We start from the raw sequence: 12088 nt of genomic DNA, 5'->3' as shown, positions 1-12088 counted from the left end.
GCCTCACTCCGCTGGAACACCCCTCATCCGACCTCGCTTCGCGAGGCCACCTCCTCCCACAAGGAGAGAAGGGAGAACCCTACACTTTCCACGGATCCGCAACCCTCGGCCACACCGGCCTTGTCAGCTTCTTGTAATCGGTCACCGCCGGATTGCTGGGATACGAACTCGGCGCCGAGACATAGATGATCTCGGCGGCGATCGGCTCGAAGCCGGCGTAGAAATGATTGGTCGACTTGATCAGCAGCATGTCCTTGGCTAGCGGATCGACGCCGATGTTGGAAAAGATATCCGGCTCGAAAGTCTGCGTGCGGTTGGTGTTGAGGATGATGTCGACCTCGGTGCCTTCGAGGCGGACCAGCGCCGTCGGCCCAAGCGTCACCCGGCTTGGCCCGAAACTCTGCCAGCCCTCCGCAACCGCCTTCAGCACGCGCACGCGCGCATCAATCGGCTCGCCGGCTTGCGGCCCGGCCTTGCCGCCGAAGCGCAGGTCGATGACTGCGCCCTCGCCTGCCGCCAGGCAGAAGGTGACCGCGATCGGATCCCAGATGGTCGCGACGGCGAACCTGTCCAGGCCACGCGCCAGCATCTGGCGCAGCACGAAGGTGCCGTCGCCGGGCACACCGCCGCCGGGATTGTCCCAGATATCGGCGATGACCACCGGCTTGCCCGGATTTTCTGTGCGCACGGCCAGCGCCCGATCGATGCCGTCGGCAGCACTCAGCATCGTCATCGCCGTCTTTTCGCGCAGCGCGTAGAGTTCCCGCCCGAGCCGTTCCGCCAGCGCGTCGCCCTTGGCCTTGTCATTGTCGGTGACGATCAGGATGCGCGTGCCCATCTCGGGCACATCGGCCGCCATGAAGCCATGGATGACGGAGACCGACAGCACGCCGTCCTTGCCGTGCAGCGCCTTGATGCGATCGACGAAGGACCGCATCGGCTCGCGGCTGGTCGGCAGCACCTGGATCATGCGGCAGTCGAAGGTCGAAATGACAGGGTTGATCTCACCACGCACTGCTGCCAGGCCAAGCTCGACGACATGTTCGCCGCGCTCGTAGAAATCGGTGTGCGGAAATTCGAGGAAATAGGCGAGAATGTCGGAGGCCGCGACGCGCTTCGGTGTCAGATGGCTGTGCGGATCGAGTTCCACGGCGATCACCACCTCCGGCCCGACCATCGCGCGAACCCGTTCGAGCAGATCGCCTTCGCAATCGTCATAGCCTTGCGCCACCATGGCGCCATGCAGGCCGAGGATGACAGCATCGACCGGCAGCGCCGCCTTGAGCTGGCCCAGAATCTCGTCGCGCAGAGCCTCATAGGTCTGCCGCTGCACCAGGCCGCCCGGCTCCGCCCAGGTGGCGGTGCCTTCGATGACGTCGAGGCCTTCGGCCACCGCACGCCGGCGTAGCGCCACCATCGGCGAGGAGCACAGCGTCGGCGTTTCCGGATGCTTGCCGGGCCCGGCATAGAAGGCCATCTCGAACGAAGCCCTATCGGTCGGCACCGGCGAGAAGGTGTTGGTTTCCGTCGCCAGCGAGGCGGTGAAAATGCGCATGAAAGCTCCGTCCGTGAATAGGCGCTATTTGACCGCCCCGAGCGCCAGACCTCTGACGAGGTAGCGCTGCAGCCAGATGAACAGGATGGCCACCGGCAAGGTCGCCAGCAGCGTCGCGGCCATGACGTGATGCCATTCGATGGTGTAGCGGCCGGCGACCAGCGAAAACACCTGGATCGGCAGCGTGTAGCTTTCCTGGCTGCGCAGCATGGTGAGCGCCACGACGAACTCGTTCCAGGCGTTGATGAAGGTGAAGATCGCCGTCACCGCGATCGCCGGCAGGCAGAGCGGCAGGAACACCTTGCGCAAGGTCAGCCAGCGGCCGGCGCCCTCCATCCAGGCGGCTTCCTCGAGATCGCGGGGGATGGTGTCGAAATAGCTCTGCAGCATCCACACCGTGAAGGCGACGTTGAAGGCCATGTAGATGAAGCCGAGCGCCGTCGTGCTCTCGACCAGGCCCCAGGCGGCCATCAGCCGGAACAGGCCGAGCACCAGCACGATCGGCGAGATCATCTGCGAAATCAGCAGGAACTGGCGCAAGGCGCCGTAGCCGGCAAAGCGGAAGCGCGACATCGCATAGGCCGCCGGAACCGAGATCAGGATGGCGCCGACGGTGGCGATCACAGACACGTAGAGCGAATTGAGCAGCGCCTGGCCGAAGCCCGTCGCCACCCACATGTCGGAAAAATTCGACCAGCGGAATTCGCTCGGCCACCAGGTCGGCGACAGCACTTCCTGTCTCGGCTTGACTGCGGTCAGGAACATCACCGCGAAGGGAAAGAGCGTCACCACAATCAGCGGCGCCAGCAGCAGCCAGGCGATGATCGAACGCTTGAGCTTGCTCGTCATGCGCGTTGCTCCCGCATCGCCAGCCGCACATAGATCATGGTGAAGACCAGCAAGATGGCGAACATCACCAGCGACACCGCCGATGCTTCGCCCAGCTTGCCGATGCGGAAGGCCAGCTTGTAGAGATGGGTGACCAGGATATCGGTCGAGTTGGCCGGCCCGCCCTGCGTCATCACCCAGATGATCGGGAAGGAATTGAAGACGTAGATGGTGTTGAGCACGATGGCGATGTTGATGAACGGTTTCAGGAGCGGAAAGGTGATTTCGCGGAACTGCTGCAGCGGCGTCGCCCCTTCAAGCGCCGCCGCCTCGTAGAGATCGTCCGGGATCGACGACAGCCCGCCGAGGAAGATCGTCGTCGTGAACGGCACCGTCACCAGGATACCGATCAGCACTTGCATCGGAAAGGCGGTTTCGGCACTCGCCAGCCACTGGATGTTGTGATCGATGAGGCCGAGGCCGATCAGCGCCGAATTGAGCATGCCGCTTTCGCCGCTCAGCGCCCAGCGCCAGACCACCGCAGTCATGGTCAGCGACACCGCCCAGGGCAGCATGATGATGACGCGGGCAATGCCGCGGCCATAGAAATCGGTGTTGAGGATCATCGCCACCGGGATCGACAAGAGAAGCGCGCCGCCGACCACCATCACCGTCCATTGGCCGGTGCGCCAAAGCGCGGCCGTGAAATCGGGATCGGCAGCGAGTGCCGCGAAATTGGCGAAGTCGTTGAAGTCACGAAGCTGGCCGAAGCGGCTGACGTCATGCGTCGAGATCTGGATCAGGTCCCAGACCGGCCAGAAGATGACCACCGCCGCCAGAAACAGGCTGGGCAAGGTCAGGAGATAGGGCAAGAAACGATTTTGCATCGGCTGGCTTTGTACCGCGTTGCGGGGAGATTGGATTTCGCTGGCTTAACAGATTGACTTGGTCCGGCCTCGTTCTTCTCAGGGCACCGCTTCAGGATTCCTTGCAACCGTCGGCGCTGCCCTCACCTGCTCGTCCGTTCTCCGCAGCAGTTGCGGAAGGGCCCCTTTCCTCTCCCCCGTCGATCGGGGGAGAGGTGTCGAGCGAAGTTCGACGGAGTGGGGGTCGACCCCTTGGGCGCAAGGCGAGGCTTGCGCCTGGTGCTCTTCCTATATCCGTTCGCGGTGGCTGCCAGGTGGTTCCCCCACTCCGTCTCGGCTTCGCCGAGCCACCTCTCCCCCCTCCGGTGGGAGAGGAAAGGAGCCTGGCTGGGCGGCGTTGACATCGACGAACTATCTTTCTGCTCGAGGCTGCAAGATGTGGCGCGCCCCGCCTGAATCTGGGGCGCGCCACGGGCGCAGGGAGATACGCCCTATTCCTTCAGCACTGCCCCTACTTCTTCAGCACCGCATTGGCCTTGGCCGCCGCGTCCTTCAGGCCTGCCTCGGGGTCGCCGCCGAGATAGATCTTCTGCATGGCGTCCGACGTGATCTGGGCGACCTCTTCCCAGCCCGGGATGACCGGCGCGAAGCGGGCGTCGGGCAGCAGAGCGGTGAACGCGGCCAGATCGGCATTGTTGACGTAGTAGTCCATCTTGGCCTCTTCCTTGTTCACCGGCAGGAAGCCTTCGCCCTGTGTGAACTTGGCACGCTGCTCCGTGGTGAACAGGAAATCGAGCAACTTCCAGGCCTCGTCCTTGTTCTTGGAGTTCTTGAACATGATGATGGAATCGGTGACGCCATAGGTGCCGCGCGCGCCGGTCGGTCCGGCGGGAATGGCCGCAACGCCGTATTTCAGGTTCGGCGCCTCGTCCTTGATCTGGTTGGACAGGAAGGGTGCGGTGATCATCATGCCGACCTTGCCCTGCTTGAACAGGTTCTGCACGTCCTCGCGGTTGTTGGAGGTGACGCCGGGTTCGGTCAGGCCTTCGTCGATCATCGACTTGTAGAGTTTGGCGGCTTCAAGCGCGCCGGGCGTGCTCAGGCCCGAAGTGCCGTCCTTGTTGAGGATTTCCGTGCCGTAGGACCACATCGCATAGTAGTAATAGACGTCGGTCTCGATCTCCTTGCCCTGCAGGCCGAAGCCGAACGTGCCCGACCCCAGAGCCTTGATCTTGCGCGCATCTTCCTGCAGCTCGGTCCAGTTTGCCGGTGGCTTGGCGATGCCGGCCTTCTCGAACAGCTCCTTGTTGTAATACATGGCGCGCGCCGAGGCAGCGATCGGCAGGCCGTAGGTCTTGCCATCCATGATCGAGGGCGACAGGAAGGTGTCGATGAAGCGGTCCTTGAAGTCGGGCTTGATGTAGCCGTCGAGCGGTTCGGCGACATCCTGCTGGACGAAGTCGATCAGCCAGCGCGTGCCGATGATCGACAGATCGGCATTGGTGCCGGCGGTGATGTCGGTGGTCAGCTTCTGCAGCAGCACATCCCACGGCACCACTTCGAACTTGACCGTGATGCCGGGGTTCGCCGCCTCGAATTCCTTCTTGACGCTGTCGAAATAAGGGCCAGTCTTGGCGCTGTACTCGGCCACGGTGACCCGCACCTCGCCCGCATCCGCCTGCGCCGCAATTGCCAGCATGCTCATTCCGGCCATCAGGCCGATAGTCCATTTTGCAAGACTCATTTGAACTCTCCCATTTTGATTTTTGCGCCTGCGCGCCTCTTCGTTACCCAAGCAGAAGATTTATGTGACTTTCCTACATTATCGAGGATTTGAGGGCTTGCAAGCAGATTATTATGTTGCTTAATTACATTTTGTGGACTAGGCCTGATACGACCTGTCGGAGGTCCCGGAGGATGACGCACGGTGGTTTCGCAAACGGAACTCGAAGGCAGGGCCGAATTCGAGGGCAAGACTGTCGTTGTGACGGGTGCGGGCGGCGGCCTCGGTACGGCCATCGTGGCGCTGATGGCGCAAAGGGGCGCCAGGGTCGTAGGCTGCGACCAGTCGAGCGAGGCGTTGAAGAGCCCGCATTTTGCCGCCCGCCACGTCTTCGATCTTCTCGACAAGGCGTCGATAGCCACGGCGATCGCCGTCATCCTCGACCGGGACGGTGTGCCCGACATTCTCATCAACAATGCCGGCTGGACGCGCGCCGAGACGCTCCCCGCGCTCAACCCCGACAGGATTGAGCAGGAACTCGACCTCAACCTGACCGGCGTGATGAATTTCGCCGATCCGCTGGTCAAGGCGATGGCCAGCCGTGGCTCCGGCAGCGTCGTCTTCATCTCCTCGGTCAACGCCATCGCGCATTTCGGCAATCCCGCCTATGCCGCGGCCAAGGCCGGCATCAACGCCTATGCCAAGGCGATCGCCGTCGAGCTCGGCCGCAGCGGCCTGCGCGCCAATGTCGTCTGCCCCGGATCGATCCGCACCGCCGCCTGGGACCACCGCCTTGCCAAGGATCCCGAAATCCTCGGCAAATTGCAGCGGCTCTATCCGCTCGGCCGCATCGTCAACGCTGCGGAAGTGGCGGAAGCCGTCGCTTTCCTTGCGTCCGATCGCGCATCGGGAGTAACAGGCGTGGTGATGCCCGTGGACGCGGGACTGACCGCCGGTTGCCTGCCCTTCATCGACGACATATTGGGAGCGTGAGCATGACCGACGTCGAGTTCCGCGACCTGTCGAAATCCTTCGGGCAGCACAAGATCCTCGAGAACATCAGCCTCGATATCAAGAGCGGCGAGTTCGTCGTCCTGGTCGGCCCGTCCGGCTGCGGCAAGTCGACCTTGCTGCGCATGCTCGCCGGCCTGGAGACGATCACTTCCGGCGATCTGTTGATCGGCGGCGTGCGCGCCAACGCGCTGCCGCCGCAGCAGCGCAACATCGCCATGGTGTTCCAGTCCTATGCGCTGTTTCCGCATCTGAAGGCATCGGACAATATCGGTTTCGGCCCGAAGATACGCGGCGAGACGCGCACGGTAATCGATGAGAAGGTCAAGAAGGCGTCCGGGGTCCTCAATCTCTTCTCCTATCTCGACCGCTATCCCCGCCAGCTGTCGGGCGGCCAGCGCCAGCGCGTCGCCATGGGCCGCGCCATCGTGCGCGAACCGTCTGTGTTCCTGTTTGACGAACCGCTGTCCAATCTCGACGCACAATTGCGCGTGCAGATGCGCGTCGAGATCAAGGCGCTGCACCAGCGGCTGAAGTCGACGATCGTCTACGTCACCCACGACCAGATCGAGGCTATGACCATGGCCGACCGCATCGTCGTGATGGATCGCGGCAGGATCCAGCAGGTCGGGGCGCCGCTGGAGCTCTATGACAGGCCGGCCAACAAGTTCGTCGCCTCCTTCCTCGGCTCGCCGTCGATGAGTTTCGTCTCGGGTTCGCTCAAGACGACGCTTGAGAAAACCTGGTTCGAATCGGCCGGTGGCGGGCGGCTGGCGCTTGCCGGCAAACAGGTGCCGGCGGACAGCGCGGTGGAGGCCGGCATCCGGCCCGAGCATTTTGTCATCGGCGAGGCTGTCGACGCGATGGCGATCAGGGTGGATGTCGTCGAGCCCACCGGCTCCGAAACACATGTCTATGGCGCTATCGGTGCTGATACGGTACGCGCCGTATTCCGTGACAGGGTGCCGGTCAGGCCGGGAGACCTGCTGCCGGTCTCGGTCGATCCCGGCAACATCCATCTGTTCGACAAGGCGACGGGCCTGCCTCTATGAAAATATCAGCATGAAGACGCCGGCCGACATCATCACGCGCCTGCAGCTGATGTCGCAGGACGGAACGAAGTCGGATCGCAAGCTGGCCGGCTTCGTGCTGGCAGACCTCGACTTCGTTTCCAAGGCGGCGATTTCGGAAATTGCCGCGCGCGTCGGTATCAGCGAGCCGACGGTGACGCGGTTCTGCCGCAACCTCGGCTGCGAGGGCCTGCGCGACTTCAAATTCTATCTGGCGCAAGCCATCGCCATCGGCGGCCAGTATCTGTCGCCGGAGCCGTTGAGCCGCGATGCCCGCGAACAGCGCATCGCTTCCGCCATCACCGAAGCGGCGATATCGGCCATCCAGCGCGCCAGCGAAAACCTCGACATGACGACGCTGGTCGCCGTCGCCGCACGCATCGCGGTTTCCGGCAATGTGCTGTGCATCGGCTCCGGTGGCATTTCGTCGATGATGGCGACCGAAATGCAGAACCGGCTGTTCAGGCTTGGCGTGTCCGTGCTGGCGCAAATCGACGGACAGTTGCAACGCATGTACGCTGCCGTCGCCACCCCCGACACCACGCTGATCGCCTTCTCCGTCTCCGGCTATGCACGATCGGTCATCGATGCGGTGCAGGTCGCCCAGCAATATGGCGCCACCACGATCGCCATCACCCCGCCGGACTCCGCGCTCGCCAAGGTCGCCGACACGGTCATCCATTTCCAGTCGCTGGAAGACGGCAATATCTACAAGCCGACATCGTCGCGCTATGCGCTGCTGTCGATCGTCGACATGATCGTCACCTCGGTCGCCGAGACGCGCGGACCAAGGGTTCTGGAAAATCTGCGCCGCATCAAGCAGAGCGTGAACACGTTGAAAGTCGACGATCCGCGTTTGCCATTGGGCGATTGAGCCCTCCGGGAAGGACATCAGGGCTGATGGCCGAGCGCCTCGATGCTTTTCGCCAACGTCGCCGGATCGCCTTCAATGCGCACGGTCTTCAGCCGCGCGGTGCCGCCGGCGACAACCGAGACAGCGGACCCGGGCACGCCCAGAGCCTTGGCCAGCAGCTTTTCGAGCGCATGATTGGCGGCGCCGTTTTCCGGCACGGCGCGGACGCGCGCTTTCAGATGGCTTCGCTCGTCCGCCGTGGTCTCGATGCCTTCGAGCCTGTCCAGCGCAGCCTTCGGCGTCAGCCGGACAAACAGCTCGACGCCATCATCGCGCAGGCGAAACGGCGCGCTCATACGATCATCGGCCTCACAGGACCAGAGGCGCCACACTGGTCAATATGAACTGCCGCAGGAAGAACAGGATCAGAAGCAGGATGATCGGCGAGATGTCGATGCCGCCAAGGTCCGGCATGAACCGGCGGATCGGCCGCAACGCCGGTTCGGTCAGCCGATAGAGCATGTTGCCTATGGAACCGACGAACTGATTGCGCGAGTTGACGACGTTGAAGGCGTAAAGCCAGGAAAAGATCGCCGATGCGATGATGATCCACCAGTAGAGGTCGAGCGCCATGACGATTGTCTGAATGAGGGCGAGCATGCCGGTCTCCAATTGTTGCCGACATGTAGCCATTGCACGCGAAACCGGCAAGGGCCGCCTGCCACGGTGCGCCGGTACGGCTGCCAGGCCACTGGATTTCGGCAAACCTCCGCCTTGACAGGAAACCGCGGCGCCCGATAAATGCGCCCATCCGCTGGACGGGGCTGTAGCTCAGCTGGGAGAGCGCGTCGTTCGCAATGACGAGGTCAGGAGTTCGATCCTCCTCAGCTCCACCAGCGGATTAATTCCTCGCTCTCCGCGCCATATGCAGTCCGCGACGCTCGTCCGGGCTGGCCTCCACGGCTGGCATTTGCCGTGCCGGCGCGCCTAAAAGGCCGCGCGCCGCGCCGCCTGTTTTCGCAATCTCCGGCAAGACTTTTGTCAATTGGACTTATGGCGGAAGCGCTCGTCGATTGTTTCCGTTTTTTTTGCAAACCGCCCCACTAAATTGACGTTACCAAATCAGTTTTTTCTGTGCGTTGTGGCCAAGGCGTTTCGGCGGGGGCGACCGGAGACGCTATATGGATTTCGAGTTGAAATGAAAAACCCGCCCGCGGAAGCAAAGACGTGTCAATTCGCGAGAATCTCGCTGCAAATCTTAGACGGCTGAGCAAGGACCATGCCTCCGTAAGTGCGGTATGCCGTGAGCTGCACATCAATCGCACGCAGTTCGAACGCTACCTGCAAGGGCAGACCGTTCCCAACAAGGCCACCGCCAAGCTGATATGCGATTACTTTCGGATCGACGAGGCCGAACTGTACCAGGATCCCGGCGCACCCGAGCCCGCGATGCGTGGCCTGCCGCCGGTTTCCGAGAGCCTGTTCAACCAGATGATCCGCCCTCCCAGTCCTTCGATCGCGGGCGGCACCTATTTCACCTATTTCTCGATCCCGGGCCGCCTCGACCTCCTGATGCGCTCGGTGACCTTCGTGCGGCGCGAAGCCGAACTGGTCACCTTCCGAAGGGTCACCGGATGGTCGGAGCGCCAGGGATCGACCTGGGCACGAGCGCGCGGCAATCACTATGGCGTGGCGATCTCGCGGCTGAACTGGATCTATTTCAGCGGCATCAATCGCCGACAGACCGGAGAGCCGTCGCTGATCTCCGTGCAATGGGCTCCCATCTCCGAACCGGTGCTGATGGGCAAGGCCATGCTTCTGACGGAGGCCGGCCCGGCATTCGTGTCCGTCATCATGCGGCGCGACATTGCCAATATCCAGGCAAGGGATGCCATCAGCATGGCGCATGTCATCAGCCTCGACGATGCGGGCGTCGACCAACTGGTTGTCAGCCTGACCCGGGACGGGTTGGGCTAATCCCTCGGATCGCCGTGTCTTACGCCAAATAAGAATAAGCGTACGCCGATAAAGCGTATGCCAACGATTGTCTACTCTGTATCTGAATAAAATCGATATTTTACACTTTAATGCCAGGAAAGATAATCCACACGTCCGTCTTCGGCTCGTGGTTTTACTATAATTTTAACAAACCATTAACTCTTCCGACCTTACCTTTCTTCACGCGGATCCCATTCTGGGGGTCTTTCAACGGATCCCAAATGGGGGTCAGGAAAGGGATAAAAATGGCCAAGAAAGTGACTAACGCTCCGAAGCTGACGATTGCCGCCGGCACGCAGACCGTCTTCTTTTCGCAGGGTATGCACTACAACAAGCGCTGAAGCCGTTCTGCGCCGACGAGCGGTTCGCTTGTCGGCGCCTCGGCTCCGCAGATGGCATCCAGCTTCATGAAAATGCGCTCTTCGAAAACGCTCGTTTTCTACCCCGGACCGAACAAGGTCACGGCATGCAACTTCCTGACCAGAAGCGTCTTCGAATGCAGCCCTGAGATGGTCGGCCTTCTCGCATCGTGGGACAAATGGGCATCGACGGCGGACATTGCCCGCGCCCATGGGTGGTCGAAGTCCGAGTTGAAGGCTGTCGTTCCGCAGTTGCTCGATTTTTCCGCCCTGGTCACCGCCGGATCGCCTCTCGCCGAGCAGGAGGAACAATTTTCAGGACAATGGAGTTGGGGGCTTCCGACGGCGCTGATGCATTTCTGCGTCCAGGACAGCGAATACATGACCATCGAGCAGGCGGAAGAGCGGCAGATAGAACGCGCCGGCCATACGCCGCAGCCGGACCTCCTGCTCAAGAATTCCGCCGGCGCTATCCAGCTGCCGAATGCACTGGAAGACAACGAACTTCTTAGCTTGATGGCGCGGCGCCGCACCAACCGCACGGCGGCTCAGCCCACCATCACAGCCAAACAGCTTTCCGATTGCCTGTTCGCAGGGCTCGGCATCATCGGCGAGACCGCCAATTGCGTTGGCACCCTGCCGCTTGGCATGACCCCTTCCGGCGGCGCGCGGAATCCCTATGAGGCCTATGTGGTCGCGCTCGGCGTCGATGGCCTCGAGCCCGGTGTCTATCATTATTCCGCCGCCGATCACGACCTTGGCAGGATTTCCGCGAACCATCTGCCGAAGATCTCCGAACTGGTCGGCGGACAGGAGTGGGCTGATAGCATGCCGTGCCTGATCCTGCTTTGCGCCAGGCTCGATCGCACGATGTGGAAATATGAGGACGCCAACGCCTATCGTGTCGTGCTGATCGAGGCCGGCCATATCGGCCAGAATATCATGCTGGCGGCGACCAATCATGGCCTGTCGGCATGTCCGACAGCCGCGCTCAATCATTCCGCCATCAAGCGGCTGCTTGGTCTCGACAGTCTCACCGACGCACCGATCTATGCCTTGACCCTCTCGACCCCGGAAAGAGACCCGTCCACCGCGAGCCAATCCATCAATTAGTCGACCAACAATGTGCAGTCCGGCCAGTAACGCGTTCCCCAGGGTATAACCAGAGACAGGAGCAGCACGTGCCAAATCAATCCTTACGCCAGTCGGAAATCGATAGTCTTCAATATATTTCGTCGATGACCAATGAGCTCGTGCAAATGGCCGAATCAAGCCGTTTTCCGATGATCTCCTATCTGCTGGGCATGGCCTATGCGGAGGCCTTCGACGTTCTTCGCGGCGCACGGCCGGCCAGGCATGCGCAGCTCAGCGGCAACCCGCTGCACCCCAAGGCGCAGGCAAAAGACAATCGTGCCGCCCAGCCACGGAGAGCGTAGCGACATGCAATCGTCAGCCGCATGCGCGGTGGCCGGCTCGACCTCCCGGCCAAACCGCTGGGAGACGCTGTGCGCGTTGCAAAGCCTGCTGCCGCTGCTGAAGAAAGCCGCGACGGATCTGCACCGCGCCGACATGGTCTACTGGTTCGAGCAGGCCGATGCCGAGGTCGCCAACATCATCAGGGGCCACCCCTCCGATGCAACCGCGATCCCGACCCTGATTGCATCCTGCCCGCAGGACCGGCATCCGGTCGCTCAGGCTTGATGCAAGTCGCCCGCCCAAACGCCACGCGCTTAGTGGTTCAGCGCCGCTGAACCGCTCTGATCACCAGCTTTCAGGCAATTCCAGACCGGAGCCTATTGCGCGCCTGGAATGCCAAGGGGGACCT

13 protein-coding genes and 1 tRNA gene are annotated in these 12088 nt (G+C 62.0%); 8 read left to right on the top strand and 6 right to left on the bottom strand.

Annotated elements, in window-relative coordinates:
- Positions 1-79: 79 nt before the first annotated feature.
- From RPF88_RS24230 to RPF88_RS24215, 4 genes are all read right to left on the bottom strand, one after another.
- Positions 80-1555, bottom strand: a complete 1476-nt coding sequence (locus tag RPF88_RS24230) for a M81 family metallopeptidase (protein ID WP_337123336.1) — start codon at positions 1553-1555, stop codon at positions 80-82.
- A 24-nt stretch (positions 1556-1579) separates the two neighbouring features.
- On the bottom strand, positions 1580-2404 hold the full coding sequence (locus tag RPF88_RS24225) for a carbohydrate ABC transporter permease (protein ID WP_013528984.1): 825 nt from the start codon (positions 2402-2404) through the stop codon (positions 1580-1582).
- Positions 2401-3270, bottom strand: coding sequence for a carbohydrate ABC transporter permease (locus tag RPF88_RS24220; RefSeq protein WP_024504714.1), 870 nt, complete (start codon positions 3268-3270; stop codon positions 2401-2403). Before RPF88_RS24220 ends, RPF88_RS24225 begins: the two co-directional genes overlap by 4 nt.
- A 490-nt stretch (positions 3271-3760) precedes the next feature.
- A complete protein-coding gene (locus RPF88_RS24215; protein ID WP_127368162.1) occupies positions 3761-4993 on the bottom strand; it encodes an ABC transporter substrate-binding protein in 1233 nt (410 codons plus the stop codon).
- Between the two features lie 183 nt (positions 4994-5176).
- Between RPF88_RS24215 and RPF88_RS24210 the strand changes: the two genes are divergently transcribed.
- The 3 genes from RPF88_RS24210 to RPF88_RS24200 are packed head-to-tail and all read left to right on the top strand — an operon-like array spanning position 5177 to position 7927.
- Entirely contained in the window at positions 5177-5965 is a 789-nt protein-coding gene (locus RPF88_RS24210) for an SDR family oxidoreductase (protein ID WP_337123335.1), read from the top strand.
- 2 nt (positions 5966-5967) lie between these two features.
- Entirely contained in the window at positions 5968-7035 is a 1068-nt protein-coding gene (locus RPF88_RS24205; protein WP_013528980.1) for an ABC transporter ATP-binding protein, read from the top strand.
- Between the two features lie 10 nt (positions 7036-7045).
- Positions 7046-7927 carry a MurR/RpiR family transcriptional regulator gene (locus RPF88_RS24200; RefSeq protein WP_027163008.1) on the top strand — a complete coding sequence of 294 codons (882 nt, stop codon included), beginning with the start codon at positions 7046-7048 and terminating at the stop codon, positions 7925-7927.
- Positions 7928-7944: 17 nt separating this feature from the next.
- On the opposite strand, the gene RPF88_RS24195 is transcribed toward RPF88_RS24200, so the two are convergent.
- Positions 7945-8262: a DUF167 domain-containing protein gene (locus RPF88_RS24195; protein WP_337123334.1), complete on the bottom strand. Its 318-nt coding sequence runs from the start codon at positions 8260-8262 to the stop codon at positions 7945-7947.
- A gap of 13 nt (positions 8263-8275) precedes the next feature.
- Positions 8276-8566 carry a YggT family protein gene (locus RPF88_RS24190; RefSeq protein WP_013528977.1) on the bottom strand — a complete coding sequence of 97 codons (291 nt, stop codon included), beginning with the start codon at positions 8564-8566 and terminating at the stop codon, positions 8276-8278.
- Positions 8567-8726: 160 nt separating this feature from the next.
- Between RPF88_RS24190 and RPF88_RS24185 the strand changes: the two genes are divergently transcribed.
- The 5 genes from RPF88_RS24185 (at position 8727) to RPF88_RS24165 (ending at position 11964) form a co-directional block, all read left to right on the top strand.
- Positions 8727-8802: transfer RNA gene (locus RPF88_RS24185), tRNA-Ala, on the top strand.
- Positions 8803-9133: 331 nt separating this feature from the next.
- The gene (locus RPF88_RS24180) at positions 9134-9883 is read left to right on the top strand and encodes a helix-turn-helix transcriptional regulator (protein WP_024504719.1); all 750 of its coding nucleotides are present in this window, start codon (positions 9134-9136) and stop codon (positions 9881-9883) included.
- A gap of 428 nt (positions 9884-10311) precedes the next feature.
- The gene (locus RPF88_RS24175) at positions 10312-11376 is read left to right on the top strand and encodes a SagB/ThcOx family dehydrogenase (RefSeq protein ID WP_024504720.1); all 1065 of its coding nucleotides are present in this window, start codon (positions 10312-10314) and stop codon (positions 11374-11376) included.
- Positions 11377-11444: 68 nt separating this feature from the next.
- The gene (locus RPF88_RS24170) at positions 11445-11699 is read left to right on the top strand and encodes a hypothetical protein (protein ID WP_024504721.1); all 255 of its coding nucleotides are present in this window, start codon (positions 11445-11447) and stop codon (positions 11697-11699) included.
- Positions 11700-11703: 4 nt separating this feature from the next.
- On the top strand, positions 11704-11964 hold the full coding sequence (locus RPF88_RS24165; RefSeq protein WP_024504722.1) for a hypothetical protein: 261 nt from the start codon (positions 11704-11706) through the stop codon (positions 11962-11964).
- Positions 11965-12088 lie beyond the last annotated feature (124 nt).

Origin of the sequence: Mesorhizobium sp. ISC11 (assembly GCF_037162595.1) — a bacterium.
Classification (GTDB): domain Bacteria; phylum Pseudomonadota; class Alphaproteobacteria; order Rhizobiales; family Rhizobiaceae; genus Mesorhizobium; species Mesorhizobium ciceri.
The sequence above is the reverse complement of the archived record's forward strand: the minus strand, read 5'-3'. Positions and strand labels throughout refer to the sequence as shown.

Coding starts and splice junctions, on each gene's coding strand:
- RPF88_RS24230 (WP_337123336.1), bottom strand. CDS start 1,555: ATGCGCATTTTCACCGCCTCGCTGGCGACGGAAACCAACACCTTCTCG.
- RPF88_RS24225 (WP_013528984.1), bottom strand. CDS start 2,404: ATGACGAGCAAGCTCAAGCGTTCGATCATCGCCTGGCTGCTGCTGGCG.
- RPF88_RS24220 (WP_024504714.1), bottom strand. CDS start 3,270: ATGCAAAATCGTTTCTTGCCCTATCTCCTGACCTTGCCCAGCCTGTTT.
- RPF88_RS24215 (WP_127368162.1), bottom strand. CDS start 4,993: ATGAGTCTTGCAAAATGGACTATCGGCCTGATGGCCGGAATGAGCATG.
- RPF88_RS24205 (WP_013528980.1), top strand. CDS start 5,968: ATGACCGACGTCGAGTTCCGCGACCTGTCGAAATCCTTCGGGCAGCAC.
- RPF88_RS24200 (WP_027163008.1), top strand. CDS start 7,046: ATGAAGACGCCGGCCGACATCATCACGCGCCTGCAGCTGATGTCGCAG.
- RPF88_RS24195 (WP_337123334.1), bottom strand. CDS start 8,262: ATGAGCGCGCCGTTTCGCCTGCGCGATGATGGCGTCGAGCTGTTTGTC.
- RPF88_RS24190 (WP_013528977.1), bottom strand. CDS start 8,566: ATGCTCGCCCTCATTCAGACAATCGTCATGGCGCTCGACCTCTACTGG.
- RPF88_RS24175 (WP_024504720.1), top strand. CDS start 10,312: ATGAAAATGCGCTCTTCGAAAACGCTCGTTTTCTACCCCGGACCGAAC.
- RPF88_RS24165 (WP_024504722.1), top strand. CDS start 11,704: ATGCAATCGTCAGCCGCATGCGCGGTGGCCGGCTCGACCTCCCGGCCA.